Here is a 16,339-nt window from a genome sequence, read left to right on the forward strand (position 1 = left end):
CCTCTAACTGGAGACTCCCGGCCTCGCATGACCTTCGAGTCCGGAATCGTCCGTCAGGGGGCATGGAGGGCCTGCGCCGCGCCCGGGTTGCTGGGCAGCTCCACGGTGAAGGTGGAGCCTCGCCCCAGCCTGCTCTCCACGTGGACCCGGCCGCCCATGGCCTCCACCAGCGTGCGGGTGATGTACAGGCCCAGGCCCAGGCCACCGTAGTTGCGCTCGGACACGGCGCGTTCGAAGCGGCCGAAGAGGCGGGGCAGATGCTGGGGCGCGATGCCGATGCCCTCGTCCCGCACCGTCAGCCGCGCTCCGCCGTCATGCGGCTCCAGGCGGACGTGGATGGGCCTGCCGTTGCCGTACTTCACGGCGTTGTCCACCAGGTTGGTGATGACCTGCTCCAGGCGCAGCCGGTCCCACCGGCCCACGATGTCGAAGTCTCCCGCCTCCAACTGCAAGGAGGAGCCGGTGCGCGCGGCCTGGGGTTCATACCGGGTGACGACGTCCCGGACGAGCGACCCCAGCTCCAGTTCCTCCAGCTCCAGCGAGAGCCGCCCCGCGGAGATGCGCGACACGTCGAGCAGGTCGCCCACCAGCTCCGCCAGCTTCTGCACCTGCCGTGCGCCCACCGCCACGTAGCTCTCCACCAGGTTGCGAGGAACCGGGCCCGGGTGGCGGGCCAGCTCCCGCGTGAGCGCCTGGAGCTTCAGGCTCAGCGGGGTGAGCGGCGTCTTCAGCTCGTGGCTGGCAATGGACATGAACTCATCGCGCAGGCGGATGGCCTCCCGGGCCTCCGCATAGAGCCGGGCATTCTCCAGGGAGAGCGCGGCCCGGTGTGCCAGTTCCTTGGCGAACGCCAGGTCTGACGTCGAGTAGTGCCGGCCGGAGTAGGCGTGGATGAAGCTGAGCACCCCCAACACCTGTCCGCGCGCAATCAAAGGCACGGCGATGAAGGAGACGGGCCCCATCGCTTCCATCACCCGGGCGTGTTCCGCGTTGTGCGCGAGCTCGTGAATGCGTTCCCGGGTCAACCGCTCGATGTGAACCGTCTCCGCCTTCAGCAAGGCGCCCGTGAGGGGATGCCCCGGATTGCCGCTGGGCTGCATTCCGAAGCGGAGGATGTCCTCCGCCAGCGCGTCATCCTCGAGCCGGAAGTGCGCCACCTCCAGCCGCCGGAACGTCCCGTCTGGCTCCGCCACGTCGACAAGGCACCAGTCCGCGAACGTGGGCACCACCAGCTTCGCCATGTTCCGCAGCGTCGTCTCGTCGTCGAGCGACGACGTCAGCACCGCGCCCGACTCCGCGAGGAGCCAGTCACGTGCCTCGGCCAGCTGGAGCTCGTGCGTCAGGGCCTCGGCGCGCTGTCGGGCCCGGACCTGGTCCGTCACGTCGAACCCGAAGCCGACGATGCCGTCGACCTCACCCTGCTCGTTCCGCGTGGGTTGATACACGATGTTGAGATACGTCTCCTGCATCTCGCCATTGGGGGGCTTGCGAGGGAACGGCACCGCATTGCCCGCGAAAGGGACGCCGGTGCGGTAGACCTCGTCCAGCAGGGTGATGAAGCCTCGCGCTGCCGCCCACGGCAGGGCCTTGGTCGCCTCCTGGCCCACCAGTGAGTCCGTCCCCATCAGCGCGTTGTTCATCGAGTTGGAGAAGGAATAGACGTGCTGGGGGCCTCGCAAGAAGATGATGGCGGCGGGCGCGTCCCGGAAGAGCACGTGGAGCCGTTCCTGCCCCGCCTCGGCCTCGCTTCGGGCTGCTCGCTCCCGCTCCAGCAGCCGCGCCCGCTCCGCGTTGGCCTTGCGCAGCATGACGTTCAGCTTCGTCATCAGCAGCGCGAGCGCGAAGAAGACCGCCAGCGAGACAGCCCCTCCCGTGCCCGGCACCAGGTTGAGCAGTGGCTCCAAGAAGTAGAAGTCCACCACCACCACCGACAGGAACGTCGTCACCAGGGCGGGGCCCCAGCCGCCCCACCAGCCGGACACCATCACCGCGCCGAAGAAGAACAGGAAAGGGGTGGCTGGGATGAACGACGCCACGCCCGCCTGGATGAGCCACGCCGTGACGAACGCGAGGAGCGCGACGCCATAACGTCCGGCGCGTGAAGCCCAGAGTGGGTGATGTCGTTCTGGACGAGCGTGCATGGTCAGGGGCGGGCTCCCGGCCGGCTACGTGCATCCCGTTGGGGAGGAACCGCGCACTTCTCAGGTAAGCACCGGAACCCACTGCATGACATCTTGCTCGCCGCTCTGTCATGCAAGGCTGCTCAGCGCAGCCTGCGGAACGGTTGTGGCTTGGTGCCCACGGCCAGCGCCGATGCCTCCACGTGACATACGTCCAGGCTGGGCTGCGTCCAACCCAGGTTCCGCAAGGCGCTGCCAAGCCGCTCGCGCAGTGGCGCTACGGCCGCATGGCTCGCGCCCGCCAGCTCCAACTGGAAGCTCGAGACGTCCACCTGTGTCAGACGGAAGACACGCAGCGCATGGTGCTTGAACACCCAGGCCAGCGCCCAGGCATCCACCTCCCGGCCCGAAGGCGTGACGAAGTGGCAGGCTCCTCGTCCGCCGAAGTGCTCCAGCGTCCATCCATGAAACCCACAAGCGCAGGCATCACGCCGCACGCTGCCCGTATCGCCCGGGAGGTAGCGCAAGAGCGGTAGCACGCTGGGACGCAGCCGTGTCACCACCACCTCGTCCAGTCCGGGCTCCAGCCAGACATCCGGGGCCAGGACGTGGAAGCGGCCTGGAGCCTCGGGCCACAGGCACTCCCAGGCCAGCGGCCCCGTCTCCGTCGTCGCATAATAGTTGAGGACAGGCGTGGGCACCGCGTTCGCCAGCTCTGCGCGCAGGCCGGCAGGCAGGTGCTGCGCGGAGGTGAGCACCCACTGGGGCGTGGGCACGTCGCGCTGGGCCGCCAGCCACCGCAGGCCTTCCGGGTCGGAGAAGAGCACGGCGGGACGCACGCGGCGCAGGCGCTGGAGCGCGTCCTCGCGAAGGACGGAGATTCGGTGCAGCGCGCCGTCGTGGAGGATGGGCAGGCGCACCGAGTACTCCAGCCCGCCCGGCAGCGCGTCCAGCAGCACCACCCGGGGATGCGAGGGAAGCGCCGCTCCCGCGCGTGCCACGAGGAACCGCAGCACGGCCCACATGTGCAGGCAGTCGCGCCGGTCTCTCACCACGTTCACCGGCGCTCCGGTGGACCCGGAGCTCTTCACCACCACACAATCATCGGCGTCCGCCGGCAGCGTGGGCACCGCGTCCCAGTTCGCGGCCAGGGCCTCACGGTCCAGGAAGGGCAGGTGGCGCAGGTCGTCCAGCGTCTGGAGGTCACCCGGGTGGATGCCCGCCGCGTGGAGCCTCCGGGCGTGGTACGGCGAGTCCCGTAGCGCGTCTCGCAGGAAGGACAACCGAGCGTCCAGGTCCGCACGGGCAGCGTCCTCGTCAGCCAGGGATGCGAAGCGGGCCAGGCCCTCGGCGATGGATTCGGCCCAGGGGATGTGGGGGCGCTGCGAGGAGGTGTCCCGGCGGATGTTCGCGCGAGGCGCGACGCGCAGGTCCGCGGACAGGGCTTCCGTCACTCCCGCCACCCACGCGCCTCCGTGGCGCGCTGCTCCGCCTCGCGGAGGGCCTGCTGGCGTTTGTCCGCCTCCTTCTTCCGGGCTTCCTCCGCGCGCCGCATCTCCGCTTCCGCCTTGCGGTAGTCCAGTTGCTCGATTCGCGCGACGGAGCCCTTCGGGGACTCGCCCTTGCACTCGCCGCCCACGACGCGCACCCACTTGCGAATGAGCTCCTCGCGGCGGAAGGTGTTGGAGCGAATCATCTCCGCCGTCAGCGGGGCCACGTCCTGGAAGAAGCGCTGCAGGAGCGTCGTCGCGTCGTCGTTCTCGTTCAGTGCCTGCACCGTCTCCTGCCGCAGCGCCGAGGACACCAGCACGTGCGCGAGCATCACCACCTGCTCCCGCCACAGCGGGGAGCGGGCCCGGTCCTCCAGGGCGCCCCAGTCCGCGCGGGACGGGGGGCGGACCTTCGCGAGCCGGAAGGTGTCGCAGATGATGGCCAGTGCCAGGTCATGCGAATACGGCGACACGATGGGGGCTGCCTCGAGCTGCGTCTGAATCTCGCGGATGTCGAAAGCCATGGGACTCAATTCTCCAGCAATGCCTGGGCGAGGTCGGCGGCAGCCTTCGCGAAGTCGGAGGGCCAGCGCACCACCACCAGCCGGAAACGGCGCTCGCGCAGCAGCGGCGCCAGCGCCTGCCGGGCGCGTAGTTCGTCGGGAACGGCGAGGATGGCCACCACGAGGCGCGAGCGCCGGATGGACTCCAGCACCGGCGCCAGGGGCTTCTCCGCGGTGACGTTCGCCAGGAAGTCGCTGTCGGAGATGATGATGCGCAGCGCATCGGGCCGCTCGCGTGACAGCGTGTCCATCACGTCGAAGGGGAACTGCGTGCCTCCGCCGATGTAGCTCAGCAGGAAGTCGCGCGCCTTCTCCTCGTCGTACATCCACGGCGATACCTGCGGGTTGCCGTGCGAGTACACGATGCCGCGCACCGTGGCCTTCTTCCGCAGCGCGGAGGCGGACAGCACCTGGGCCGCCAGCGTCATCGCGTTGAGGCTCAGCTCCGGGTTGGGCATGGAGGCGCTGGTGTCCAGATAGATTTCCACGGACGGCACGCCCAGCTCGGACGGGGGCGGCAGGTCCGCCTCCAGCTCGCGGCGCAGCGGGGACACCGCGGCCAGGTGGCCCTGCGACAGCACCGTCAACGTCCAGTCGATGCTGGACGGGTCATCGCCGTACTCCCACGCCTGGGGCGTGGTGCGCAGGTAGGGCTCCGGCTGGGACGGCGTCGTGGGGAGCTTCAGGATGTGCTGGTCCACCAGCCGCCGGTAGTGTTTCGCCACCAGGGCCCGCCGCAGCTTCCCGCCCTGCTTGCCGGGCAGGTGCTCGGTGACGCGGTGGATGGTGTCCAGTTCGTCCTTCTCCTTCGCGCGCGTGCTCAAGGGCTCCAGCCAGCCCCTCTCCTCCGCTTCATCCAGTGCGTCGTCCCAGCGGCTGCTGCCGTGGATGGCGGCATCCAGGTCGTCCACGTCCGGCACGGAGACGTCTCCGCCCAGCGGCAGGCTGAACTCCAGGTCCGCGGGCTTCTCGATGTAGCGGATGAAGGTGGCGCAGAAGTAGAGGAACTGGAGCTTGCCGTTGGGAAGCGCGTAGAAGGTCTGCGCGAACATGCGCGCCTCGGCGCGCACGCCGGGGTATCGCTGCTCCATCGGATCGAGCTGCGCGGCGGGCACCAGGTTCCCAGGGGGCAGGCCCCACAGCTCCTCGTAGATGGCCAGGTAGAAGAAGAACAGCGGCGACATCTCGCCGCCCTGCACGCGCTGGAAGCCCCGGTAAACCGCGCACAGCGCCTCCGCGTGCGTGCGGCCCACCACCTCGTTCACCTGCAAGTCATAGAAGAGGTTGGTGAGGGACTGCTTCAGGCCGGGAACCAGCCGCTGCTCCTGCACGCGCAGCTCCGCGTCCCAGCCCAGCGTGTGCGGGAAGCGCGCGTGGTGGCCGATTTCATGCGCCAGCACCGCCGTGAGGCTGCCAGTGGCCTCCATGGCCTCCAGGAGCTTGAAATTGACGAAGACCTGGCGCTTCGCCAAATCGATATACGCGAGCGGCTCCTGGGCGTGGCTGTCGTCGGGGTGGAAGCCCACATGGGGCTCGGGAGGGCTGAGCTGCACGCGCACGTCCCACAGCGCCAGCGCGTCGCGCCAGCCCGTGGCCACGTCCTCGTGGGTGATGCGCGGCCGCGGCGGACTCATTCCGGGACGAACACCAGCACGTGCTGGGAGGTGTGCAGCGTGGCCGCCACCCGCCAGTCATTGGACACGGTGGCGAACCACGCGTCCGCGCGCGGGTCTTCCCGCAGCGCCTCGTCCAGGTGGGGACTCTCCACGCTCGTCTGCTCCGGCACCTCGCGGCAGCCCATGGCGCCCAGGCTGACGGGCGTCTCCGCCAGCCAGATGCCCTGCGTGGCCGCGTCGCGGCCCGCCACGGCCTGACGGTGCCGGTCATGCACGCACACCACGGTGGGGGACAGGAAGTGCATCGGGCCGGGGAGGAAGCGGCTGTCCTCTTTCGACAGGTCCACCCAGTGCGCCTGGGCCCGAGCGGCCAGCGGCGCGTCGGGCGGCGCCAGGGCCACGGAGGTGGTCTCACGCAGCCGCGCCTCGATTCCCTCCAGTGACGTCAGCTCCCGGCCCACGCGCCAGAAGATGCGCTGGACCCACGGCGGCGCGGACTCCAGGTTCTCCCCCAGGTTCCACAACTGGGCGAACACCTGTGAGCGCTCCTTCGTGGGCACGGCGGCCAGCAGGCGGGGAATCAGGTCCGACCACGCCAGGGTGAAGAAGTTCTGCCGGCCCGCGCTCGCGGGATACAGGTAGCCCAGGCCAATGGCCTCCGCGCCCAACTGGAGGTAGGCGCGCAGCAGCTCCTCGCCCTCCGCGGCCGGTGTCCCCGCATCGAGCAGGGACTGCCCCAGCCGCTGCGCGGCGCCGCCGGTGAGCTCGTGCCACAGGGCGGAGTCCCAGCGCACGAACCGGGCGCGGGCATTGGCTTCCAGCTCGTCGGTGAAGGTGCTCATGGGCGACCGCCCGGGTTCTCCTTCAGCCACGTCGCGTAGTTCCGGTAGCGGCTGTACAGGGACTTGAGGTGGATGACGTCCTCGTAGACGGGGCCGGACAGCTCGCGCTGCGCGAGCAGCACCTTCATCAGCACCGTCACCTGGTTCATGCGCTTCTCGGTGGTGGGCAGGTCCACGCCGGACAGGCCCTTGTCCAGCTCCTGGCGCAGCGCCGTCACCTTGCGCCGGATGGGCTCGTGCGTGTCGTAGTGGCTCATGGCCATGTCGAACATGTTCCGCAGCCAGGCCACGCGGTCCTGGAGGAGCATGCGGTGGCCCTTCACCTCGAAGAAGGCGCTGCGCGGGTTGGGCACCAGCTTCTCGTGCAGCACCCAGGGGGCAATCTGCCGGAAGTCCTCCAGCTCCACGGCGGCGTGGCCGCGGAAGAAGGCCATGGCCTTCGCGAAGTGGAGGATGGTCTGGTACGCGCGCACGCTGACGCCGTTCTCCGTCTGCGAGCAGAGGTGGACCTTCTTGTCCAGCGGGCACTGCTCGTTGCACACCGCGGCCACCGTCTGCCCGGCCAGCTTGAGCGTGTCCTTGTGCTTGAACTCGAAGCGCGGCGAGGCCATGCGGCAGAAGTCGAGCTGCCCCAGGAAGAAGGCGATGCGCTCCAGCACGTCCTTGGGCACCTCCACTTCCAGGATGGAGGCGTAGGCACGCTCCAGCTCGCCCTGCGTGAAGACGACTTCCTTGGGCAGCAGCTCCTCTGGGGACTTGTCCGCCTCCAGGCGCTGGAGGAGCTGGTCCATGAACCCCGAGTTGAACGGCACCGCGCGCACCACCACGTCGATGCGGTCCTTCAGCGCCTCGATGACCTGGAAGGTGCCGCCGCCCTGGTCGTCGTTGGCGGTGAGGAACCAGGACGAGCGGCCCGCGTAGACGTACTGGTCCATCATCTCCGCGTAGCCCTCCGCCATGAGGGACAGGAGCGCGGACTGCGTCTTGGTGGGGATGCGGTTGTACTCGTCGATGATTTTGACGCGCTGGCCAATCCACTTGCGCCAGCTCACCTTCACCGCGGACAGGTCCTCCGCCTTGAGCATGTCGGAGGGCAGCGGCGCGCCCAGCAGGTCCGCGATGGAGAGCTGCGGATGGCCGCGCTGGATGCCGCGGTGGACCTCGTCGCGGCCCATACCGGACAGCAGGGCCATGAGGATGGCGGACGTCGTCTTCCCGCGTCCCGGTCCGCCCACCAGCAGCGCGCGCCGGCAGGTGAAGAGGGTGAGCAGGGGGATGAGGACGAACGAGCTGTAGCTGGTGTCCTCGGGGAGATGGAGCTCGTCACCCGCGGGCGTCTTGAGGGACGCGGACGAGCCGAACTCCAAGTCGTAGTAGGGACAGATGACGGCGTTGTTGGTGATCCACCAATACGCCTGCCGCATCTTGTCGTGGAGGCTGCCGCCGTCGCGCTCGGAGAGGTGGACGTTGAGCTGCTTGTCCGCCGTCGCGCGCCCGGTGAGCAGGCGCGTCACCCAGTCCTGGTTGGCCATGCGCGCCGGAGCCTATCACCCGGGGTGGATGGGACGTAGCGCCGCCGCGTGGCGGCCCGATGCCTACAGGGTGACCAGGCCCAGCTTCGCCGCGCGGACCACGGCCTCCGTGCGCCGCTGGACGCCCAGCTTGGCGAGCACGGCATTCACATGGAACTTGGCGGTGTGCTCGCTGATGTCCAGCCGGTCCGCGATGGCCTTGTTGGACAGCCCCTCCGCGAGCAGCCCGAGCACCTCGCGCTCCCGCGGCGTGAGCGCGTCCGGCGCGGTGGCCTGGGCCGGTAGCGAGGCACGCGGCGTGGCGCGCAGCTCCGCGAGCGCGGGGTCGAACACGGCCAGCCCCCGTGCCACGGAGAGCAGCGCGGCGACCAGGGCGGAGGGCTCCGCGTCCCGGAACAGCAGGCCCCGCGCGCCCGCGCCCAGCGCCGCCTCGCCCGCGGCTTCATCCACCACCAGCGCGAGCACCGGTGCGCCCAGGTCGGGACCCTCCACGTTGGACGGGCGCAGGCCGGTGTCCCACAGCACCACGTCGGGTGGCTCGCCGGGTTGGGATTCCAGGTCCACCTGCGTCCCGGCCGCCACCTCGAAGTGCACGCCTGTCTGGTCGCTCAGCGCCCGGGAGAGCGCCCCCCGGGCGAGCGGGTCCTCTGAGACGAGGGACAACCGGAGCGGTGAGGTGGATGCGGCCAGCACGGGACTGCTTCACTAACCGGCCCCTGCGGCCGACGCTGTCCCAGTGCGCTCAGGGCCCTCGCAGCCGCGACATGAGCAGGAAGCCCACGGCGAGTGCGAGGAGCACGCCCACCACGGCCCACAAGGCGACGGAGCACCCAGGGGATGGCTTCGAGACGATGGGCAGCTTCTGTGTCCGGAGGTCCTCGGTAATCTGCGCGAGCAGCCCTGCGTCGTAGGACACGGGCTCGCCCTTGCGAATCTTCCGGCCCATCGCCTCCAGCTCACCCCCAGGCAGGTAGCGCTCCGTGAGCAGCAGGCTGCGCGCCTGGAGCTCGCGTTCGGTGCCGTGGGCGGCGGGGTCCAGTCCGCAACCCGTGCAGGGGGTGAACGCGCCCACCTTCGAGTTGCCACACCGCACGCAGACAGCCAGGGTCATGCGCCTACCCTAGCGCGAATGCCCCACGAGGCGCGGCCCGCCATCCCTCACGGGCCGCTCGCGGGCGTCACGTCAGGGGGCCAGGTTGCTCATGTGCTGGCGGATGCGCACTACGGACGTGGTCATCGCGGCCCGGCTCAGGCCAGCGTGACGCCGTGCCCGGGCGCATCCGTTGGCAACTCCAGCCGTGCGCCCGCGTACCGGGCTCCGCCCTGGAAGGGGTGGCTCGCGATGAACAGCGGCGTATCCAGGTCGGCGTAGGTGAATCCCCCCAATCCGGCGGCCAGGTGCGCCGAGGCGGACATGGCCAGCACGCTCTCCACCATGCCGCCCACCATGAGCTCCAGGCCCGCCGCGCGAGCGAGGCTCCACATCGTCAGTGCCTCGACGACGCCGCACTTCATCGTCTTGATGTTGATGGCATGCGCGGCGCCTTCCCGGATGAGTCGCAGCACGTCCTTCGCCGAGCGCGCCGACTCATCCGCGCACACCGGCACGAGCGAGCGGCGCGTGAGCTCCGCCATGCCGGCCACATCATGCGCGGGCACGGGTTGTTCGAAGAGGGCCAGGGGGACGTCCGCGCGTGCCAGTTCCTTCAGGAAGGCGAGCGCCTCGGCCACGTCATAGCCGCCGTTGGCATCCGCGAAGAGCCGGGCCTGGGGCGCCACTTCATGGATGGCCATCAATCGTGCCGCGTCCTCAACGGGCGGTAGCGCCCCGACCTTCACCTTCAGCGTGGTGATGCCCCGCGCCAGGATGGCCTGCGCGGACTTTCGCGCATGGGCCACGTCTCCCGCGGTGACCGTCATGTCGATGTCCAGCGCGGCCTGCGCGCCGCCCAGCATCACGTACAGCGGAACGCGGTAGTGCCGAGCCAGCGCATCGAGCAGCGCCGTCTCCACGGCGCACCGGGCGGAGGGCGCCAGCGCGAGTGAATCCCCCAGCGCCTCGGACGCGGGCCGCCACGCGCGAGCGTCTCGTCCCACCAGCCCCGCGCGCACCTGTTCCAGGGCGGCCAGCGTACTGGCCTGTGTCTCTCCACTGACGGCGGGGAAGGGGGCGGCCTCGCCCAGGCCCTCGGTGCCGTCCGCCAGGGTGAGCCGCACCAGGACGTTCTCCGCGGCGTACTGCGCGCCGGTGGCGATGGCGAAGGGCTCGGTGAGCGGGAGGTGTAGTGGCTCGAAGTGGACGGCGGTGATGAGGGTGGGCGTCATGGGCGGCCGAGGAGCCTAGCCGCCCGGGCCTCTCGTGCGCGCGCGCCACGCCAAGCGGCGGTTGGCCGACAGACACATGGGAACTGATACTGATACATGTCTGCCCCGTGTACTTGTGACGGCCACGCATTCGTGTCGACATGGAGCCATTCTGAACGACCGATTCCAGGCGGCTCCGGCGCCCGACATGGATGTGCTGCTCGTGGCGCTCGAGGAAGCGGAGCGGCACCAGTCCGAGGGCTGCATGGTGTTGCACGCCGTGCGGGACGCGGCCGGAGCGCTCGTCGACTTCCAGTGGGCCTGGGCGAATCCCGCGGGTGCGCGCGTCCTGGGGCACGCCGCCCCGGAGTCGCTGCGAGGCCGGCGGCTGTGTGAGCTGATGCCGGGCTCGGGATTGGCCGCCCGGGTGGACCTGCTTCGGGACGTGGTGGAAGCGGGGCGGCCGGCCGCTGACAGCTTCCAGGAAGGGGATGCGTGGCTTCAGGGAACGGCGGTGCCGCTCCGGGACGGTGTATTGCTGCGCCTGCGTGACATCACCAGCGCCCTGCGGTTGGAGGAGGGCGTCCGCGAAACCCTGGACTGGGTGCGGAGCATGCTGGAGGCCACGCCCGACGCGTTCTTCACGGTGGATGCGGACTGGCGGGTCACCTATGTGAACCACGAGGCCGCGGCCCTCAGCGGGCGTTCGCAGGAGCAGCTCTTCCGGCAGATTCTGTGGCAGGCGTGCCCGGAGTTGCTGGGCACGCGGATGGAGCGGGAGCTGCGCCGAGTCGCGAGCGGCGCGGGCCACACCATCTTCGAATGGCGCGCCACGCCTGGCCGCTGGCATGAGGTGCACGCCTGGGGCGCCAACGGCAACGTGTCCATCTTCGGGCGGGACGTCACCGCCAGGAAGCAGGCGGAGGCGGAGCGGGATGTGCTCCTGTCGCGCGAGCACTCGGGCCGCCTGGAAGCCGAGGCCCTGGTCCACGAGCGCACCCGCGAACTCATGGCCGCGCGCGAGCGACTGGTGCAGTCGGAGAAGCTGGCCATGGCGGGACAGCTGGCGGCGGGCGTGGGGCACGAAATCAACAACCCGCTCTCCTATGTCGTGGGCAACCTGCAGTTCGCGCTGGATCAACTCGAGCCCCTCGCGGCGCGGGGCGAAGTGCGTGAAGCCCTGGCCCGCGCGCTGGGCGAGGCGATGGAGGCCCTGCGCGAGGCGAAGGAAGGCGCCGAGCGCATCCGCACCACCGTCCGTGACTTGCAGACCTTCGCCCGCGCGGAGGAGCCGCAACTGTCACCCGTGGACGTGCACGCGGCGCTGGAGTTCGGCCTCTCCATGGCGATGCCGCACCTTCGCCACCGGGCCCGCGTCGAGAAGCGCCTGGGCCCGGTGCCCACGGTGATGGCGCACGAGACGCGGCTGGGGCAGGTGTTCCTCCAACTGCTCGTCAACGCCGCGCAGGCCATTCCGGAAGGGGACGTGGCGCGCTACCAGGTGACGCTCTCCACCTGGAGGGACGGCGCGACGGTGGTGGTGGAGGTGGCGGACAACGGCCACGGCATGGCGCCCGAGGTCCTGGAGCGCGCCTTTGAGCCCTTCTTCACCACCCGTCCCCTGGGGGAGGGCGCTGGACTCGGCCTGTCCACCAGCCTGGGCCTGGTGCGAGGCATGGGCGGCGAGCTGTCGGCGTCGAGCGCGCCGGGGCTGGGCAGTGTCTTCCAGGTGCGGCTGCCCACCACCGACGCGGACGCGCCCTCCGTGCGGGTGGCGGAGGACAAGGACCTTCCCGGGCGGAAGCGGGTGCTGGTGGTGGATGACGAGCCGCTGCTCGCCTCGGTATTGGGCCGCATCCTCGGCGCGCGTCACGAGGTGGTGGTGGTCCACAGCGGGCGCGAGGCGTTGGACACACTGGCGCGCGACGCGGACTTCGACCGCATCTTCTGTGACTTGATGATGGGGGACCTGACGGGGATGGACGTGTACGACACGCTGTCCTCGCGTCAGCCGGAGCTGCTCGCGCGCTTTGTCTTCATGACGGGCGGAGGCTTCTCCGAGCGGGCACGGACCTTCCTTCAGTCGGTTCCGGTGCCGCGCATCGAAAAGCCGTTCGAGCTGGGCGTCCTGCACGCGCTGGTGGAGGACGCCCCGCCGCGCGCCGGTACTTGAGAAGGGCGGCCGGCGCGCGCATCGGAAGCGGTGTGACTACAGCTTCACTTCTTCCCGATCGGGCTGGGTGATGTAGCCGGAGCCCGCAGCCACCAGCTTGGCCATCAGCTTGTCCATGCCGTTGGAGCGGGCGAAGGCCATCTCGTTGCGGGTGGCGCCCACCAAGGTGAGCAACTGCACCTTGCCGCTGGGGAGCACGAAGTGGTCGGGCCGGGACGGGTCCCGGACGAACACGAAGCCGCTCAGCTTGGACTCGCCACCGTCCAGGGAGCCTTCCACCGGGTAGCGGTGGCCCATGGCGAAGGCGCGCAGGGACACGAGGTTGTAGGCCATCATGTCCAGCAGCCGGAACACCGGCCACTTCGCCTCTTCGGGCGTGTGGATGACCATCTCGTAGCCCAGCCCGCTGGGCGCGTCGTCGGGGATGTCCTCGCCGGGTGCCGCGGTGAAGGGGTTGGACAGTCCACTGGTGACATAGGTCCAGTAGGGGTAGCTCTCGCTGGGCGGTGAGACGCGCACGCCCATGGGACCCCAGTTGGGGTCCGCTTCCTGGACCTGGGCGAGCTCACTCTCCATCCACGCTTGGATGGCATCCGTCTGGTCGAGCGTGAAGACGCCTTCGTCAATGGCGCCGAACATCTTCGGATACTCGACTTCATCGCGGTCCGCCCAGCAGTCCTCGTACCACTGGATGAAGTCTTCGTCCGTCTCCGGGGCTTTCATGGCGATGACACTCTAGAGGCTCACCCCGGTTTCACAACTTCAAGTCGCGGAGAGGCCTCTTCAGGCTGACAGTCCGGGGGGCGTTCAGGTGCCGGTGGCCCCTTGGGTGCCCGGGGAGGCGGCCAGGGGCCAGGGTTTCAGCCCGCAGATTCGCTCGGCCTCCTCCACGGCGGGCGCCAGCCGCGCGTGCTCCCGGCGAAGGAAGCCCCGCACCGCCCCGTCCAGCGTTCTGTCGAAAATGAGGTGGGCGCTGTGCACGGCGGTGGGCTCGAAGCCTCGAGACACCTTGTGCTCACCCCCGGCGCCCGGCTCGAACACCTTGCGGCCGGTCCGGATGCAGTCCTCCACGGAGTGGTACAGGCAGACGTGGAAGTGGAGGAAGGGGTGCTCCTCGAAGGCGCCCCAGTAGCGGCCATAGAGGCGCTCCGGGGTGGCCAGGTTGAAGGCGCCGGCGATGACCTGCTGGCCGCGCACCGCCTCCACCAGCTCCACCGAACCGGGCATCGTGCGGAAGACCCGCGCGAAGAAGTCGGGGGTGAGCTGAATCTGCCCCCAGGCGTGGCGCTCGCAGGTGGAGGTGTAGAATCCGTAGGCGCGCTGGGCGTGCACCTGGGAGAGCTCGTCGCCGCGCACCGTGCGCAGGGTGATGCCCTGGGTGGCCGCGGCGCCGCGCTCGCGCTTGAGCTGGTTGCGGCGCTTGGAGTCGAAGCGCGCCAGGTAATCGTCGTAGCTGCCGTAGCCCGGGTTCTTCCAATGGAACTGGAGGGTGATGCGCCGGGCGAGCCCCTCGGCCTCCAGGAAGTCCGCCTCGTCCCCCGTCGGATACAGGACGTGGACGGAGGAGCAGCCCGCCTCCTGGGCGCTCCCGGCGGCGGCGGCAAGCAGGGCCCGGCGCAGGGCGGGGACGTCCTCGCCCGGGGCGATGAGGAAGCGGGGCACGGTGGCGGGGGACAGCGGCCCGCCCACGACGAGCTTCGGGTAGTACTCGACGCCGAGGCGGGCGGCGGCATCCGCCCAGCCGAAGTCGTAGATGTACTCGCCCATGCTGTGGAACTTGAGGTACGCGGGCGCGGCAGCCACGAGCTTGGGGCCGCGCCACAGCGTGAGGTGATGCGGCGCCCAGCCTGTCTCCTCGGTGGCGCTCCCGCTCTCCTCCATGGCCGCCAGCCAGGCGTGCCGGACGAAGGGTGGGGCGTCGGGGCCGACGAGCGCGTCCCAGCCTGCGGCCGGGGCATCAGTCACTGCTTCGAGGATGCGGAGACGGAGCGGGGTATCGGCGGGCACGGGGGCACTCTTAACGCGCCCCGCACGTGCCCGCCGTGTGTTGCTGGCCTGTCCGTCAGGCGGCCCGAGCGGCGCCCCCGGCCCGTGTGGCCTCGCGGGCCTCCGGCCAGACGGCTCGCTGCGGGGTGGCGATGCGGATGATGCGCAGCAGGGCCAGCACGCGCATCACCTGCCACGTGGGGTCCAGCTCGAACTTCCTCGCCGCGAAGTTGGGGCTGCTGCCGTACTTGTGGTGGTTGTTCTGGAAGAGCTCCCCCATGCAGAGGAAGTCCATGGGCAGGGAGTTGCGCGACTTGTCGGTGCTGTCGAAATTCCGGTAGCCGTACTTGTGGCCGCACCAGTTGACGATGGCGCCGTGCACCGGGCCCATGAGGAAGTGCAGGGGCAGCAGCAGGAACTGCCAGGGCGAGGTGGCGAACATCACGTAGAAGGTGGAGTAGAAGGCCACCCAGCCCAGGGTGGCGAACCATGAGGTGCGCAGCGTGGTGTCCACGAGCGGCCACTCCGGGTAGCCACCCAGGAAGCGGGCCTCGGGTTGACCGCGGCCGGCCGCGTAGTCGTCGTAGCGCGCCTTGGTGTGCCACATCATCCGCGCCACATCCTTGAAGAAGTGGGGCGAGTGCGGGTCCTTCTCGGTGTCGGAGAAGGCATGGTGCTCACGGTGGAGGATGGCGTACGCCTTGGGCGACAGGTAGGACGAGCCCTGCACCAGGTAGGTGAGCAGGTGCATCACCCGCTCCGTCTTCGGCCCCATGGTGTACATGCGGTGGGCCGCGTACCGGTGCTGGAAGAAGCTCTGGAAGAACACGCAGAGCAGCCAGTGCGAGACGAAGAAGATGAGGACGGCCATTCGAGTTCCCTGGTCAGTGACTGAACCGGGGTAACACCGGGCATGTCATGGCAGCGTCACGCGGGATGGAAGAGCGGCGGCCCTGCCCCGCGGGGCGACAGGCCCGCTCGCTTCGCTTCAGGAGTCCATCAGTAGAACGCGCCGTGGCATGACATGACGCGCGGCGGCGCGGCCCGCTCTTCCGGTACGGAAGGGGGGCACGGAGCTCCAGGAGAGGAGTACACGCGTGAAGCGGGCGGACATCGTCGGATTGGACAAGGCGCACGTCTGGCATCCCTACACGGCGATGGAGGCCTACATCGCGGAGACGGATCCACTGGTGGTGGTGCGCTCGGAAGGGGCGTACCTCCATGACGCGGACGGCACGCGCTACTTGGACGCCAACGGTTCCTGGTGGGTGTCCACGCTGGGCCACCGTCACCCGCGCCTGATGCGCGCGCTCGCCGAGCAGGCCGCCGCGCTCCCACACGTCTCCCTGGCGGGCATCACCCACGAGCCAGCAGCGCTGCTAGCGTCGGAGCTGGCGGCCATCGCCCCCGGTTCGGACCGCCCGGACCTTCCCGCGTCCGAGCGCCTGTCCCGCGTCTTCTATTCGGACAACGGCAGCACGGCGGTGGAGGTGGCCATCAAGATGGCGGCCCAGTACTGGGCGCAGAATGGGCAGCCGCGCCGCACCCGCTTCATCACCCTGTCGGGGGCGTTCCACGGCGAGACGATGGGCGCCACCAGCGTGGGAGGCGTTCCCCTGTTCCGGGAGGTCTTCGGCCCCCTGCTCTTTGACGTGGTGCACGTCCCCTCTCCGGCGGAGGAGGGGGGCTGGGCACGCGCCTTCGCGCAGGTCC

13 protein-coding genes and 2 pseudogenes (1 of these 15 cut by a window edge) are annotated in these 16,339 nt (G+C 69.8%); 2 read left to right on the plus strand and 13 right to left on the minus strand.

Annotated features, from left to right (window positions below):
• Window positions 1-53: 53 nt before the first annotated feature.
• The 10 genes and pseudogenes from BHS09_RS01495 to BHS09_RS01535 all read right to left on the minus strand — a co-directional run bounded on the left by BHS09_RS01495 (window position 54) and on the right by BHS09_RS01535 (window position 10,488).
• Window positions 54-2,141, minus strand: a complete 2,088-nt coding sequence (locus tag BHS09_RS01495; RefSeq protein ID WP_140796983.1) for an ATP-binding protein — start codon at window positions 2,139-2,141, stop codon at window positions 54-56.
• A gap of 122 nt (window positions 2,142-2,263) precedes the next feature.
• Window positions 2,264-3,583: a phenylacetate--CoA ligase family protein gene (locus BHS09_RS01500; protein WP_140796984.1), complete on the minus strand. Its 1,320-nt coding sequence runs from the start codon at window positions 3,581-3,583 to the stop codon at window positions 2,264-2,266.
• The gene (locus BHS09_RS01505) at window positions 3,571-4,134 is read right to left on the minus strand and encodes a hypothetical protein (protein ID WP_174260480.1); all 564 of its coding nucleotides are present in this window, start codon (window positions 4,132-4,134) and stop codon (window positions 3,571-3,573) included. Before BHS09_RS01505 ends, BHS09_RS01500 begins: the two co-directional genes overlap by 13 nt.
• 92 nt (window positions 4,135-4,226) lie before the next feature.
• Window positions 4,227-4,424: pseudogene (locus tag BHS09_RS40160) on the minus strand (hypothetical protein); the annotation flags it as partial.
• Between the two features lie 1,131 nt (window positions 4,425-5,555).
• A pseudogene (locus BHS09_RS40165) lies at window positions 5,556-5,807 on the minus strand (hypothetical protein); the annotation flags it as partial.
• Window positions 5,804-6,631, minus strand: a complete 828-nt coding sequence (locus tag BHS09_RS01515; RefSeq protein WP_174259967.1) for a hypothetical protein — start codon at window positions 6,629-6,631, stop codon at window positions 5,804-5,806. The gene BHS09_RS01515 and the pseudogene BHS09_RS40165, both read right to left, overlap by 4 nt.
• Window positions 6,628-8,163, minus strand: coding sequence for a MoxR family ATPase (locus tag BHS09_RS01520; RefSeq protein ID WP_140786759.1), 1,536 nt, complete (start codon window positions 8,161-8,163; stop codon window positions 6,628-6,630). The genes BHS09_RS01515 and BHS09_RS01520 overlap by 4 nt, the downstream gene beginning before the upstream one ends.
• Before the next feature lie 63 nt (window positions 8,164-8,226).
• On the minus strand, window positions 8,227-8,856 hold the full coding sequence (locus tag BHS09_RS01525) for a helix-turn-helix transcriptional regulator (protein WP_140786760.1): 630 nt from the start codon (window positions 8,854-8,856) through the stop codon (window positions 8,227-8,229).
• Between the two features lie 49 nt (window positions 8,857-8,905).
• A complete protein-coding gene (locus BHS09_RS01530) occupies window positions 8,906-9,274 on the minus strand; it encodes a hypothetical protein (RefSeq protein ID WP_140786761.1) in 369 nt (122 codons plus the stop codon).
• A 137-nt stretch (window positions 9,275-9,411) separates the two neighbouring features.
• Window positions 9,412-10,488, minus strand: coding sequence for a dipeptide epimerase (locus BHS09_RS01535; RefSeq protein WP_140796987.1), 1,077 nt, complete (start codon window positions 10,486-10,488; stop codon window positions 9,412-9,414).
• Between the two features lie 76 nt (window positions 10,489-10,564).
• Between BHS09_RS01535 and BHS09_RS01540 the strand changes: the two genes are divergently transcribed.
• Window positions 10,565-12,640 (plus strand): ATP-binding protein, encoded by a 2,076-nt coding sequence (locus BHS09_RS01540; RefSeq protein ID WP_140786763.1) that lies wholly within the window; start codon window positions 10,565-10,567, stop codon window positions 12,638-12,640.
• Between the two features lie 36 nt (window positions 12,641-12,676).
• On the opposite strand, the gene BHS09_RS01545 is transcribed toward BHS09_RS01540, so the two are convergent.
• From BHS09_RS01545 to BHS09_RS01555, 3 genes are all read right to left on the minus strand, one after another.
• Window positions 12,677-13,363 (minus strand): suppressor of fused domain protein, encoded by a 687-nt coding sequence (locus BHS09_RS01545; protein WP_140786764.1) that lies wholly within the window; start codon window positions 13,361-13,363, stop codon window positions 12,677-12,679.
• 84 nt (window positions 13,364-13,447) lie between these two features.
• Complete coding sequence (locus BHS09_RS01550) at window positions 13,448-14,647, minus strand: GNAT family N-acetyltransferase (RefSeq protein ID WP_140796988.1); 1,200 nt, start codon at window positions 14,645-14,647, stop codon at window positions 13,448-13,450.
• Window positions 14,648-14,702: 55 nt separating this feature from the next.
• Complete coding sequence (locus BHS09_RS01555) at window positions 14,703-15,497, minus strand: acyl-CoA desaturase (RefSeq protein ID WP_140786766.1); 795 nt, start codon at window positions 15,495-15,497, stop codon at window positions 14,703-14,705.
• Window positions 15,498-15,723: 226 nt separating this feature from the next.
• On the opposite strand from BHS09_RS01555, the gene bioA reads away from it, so the two are divergent.
• A protein-coding gene (bioA, locus tag BHS09_RS01560) for an adenosylmethionine--8-amino-7-oxononanoate transaminase (protein WP_140796989.1) crosses the window boundary here: on the plus strand, window positions 15,724-16,339 show its 5' end (the start). 716 nt of this gene lie beyond the right edge of the window; only the first 616 of its 1,332 coding nucleotides appear in the window; its start codon is at window positions 15,724-15,726; its stop codon lies beyond the right edge, outside the window.

The sequence above is a fragment of the Myxococcus xanthus genome, assembly GCF_006402735.1.
GTDB lineage: Bacteria > Myxococcota > Myxococcia > Myxococcales > Myxococcaceae > Myxococcus > Myxococcus xanthus_A.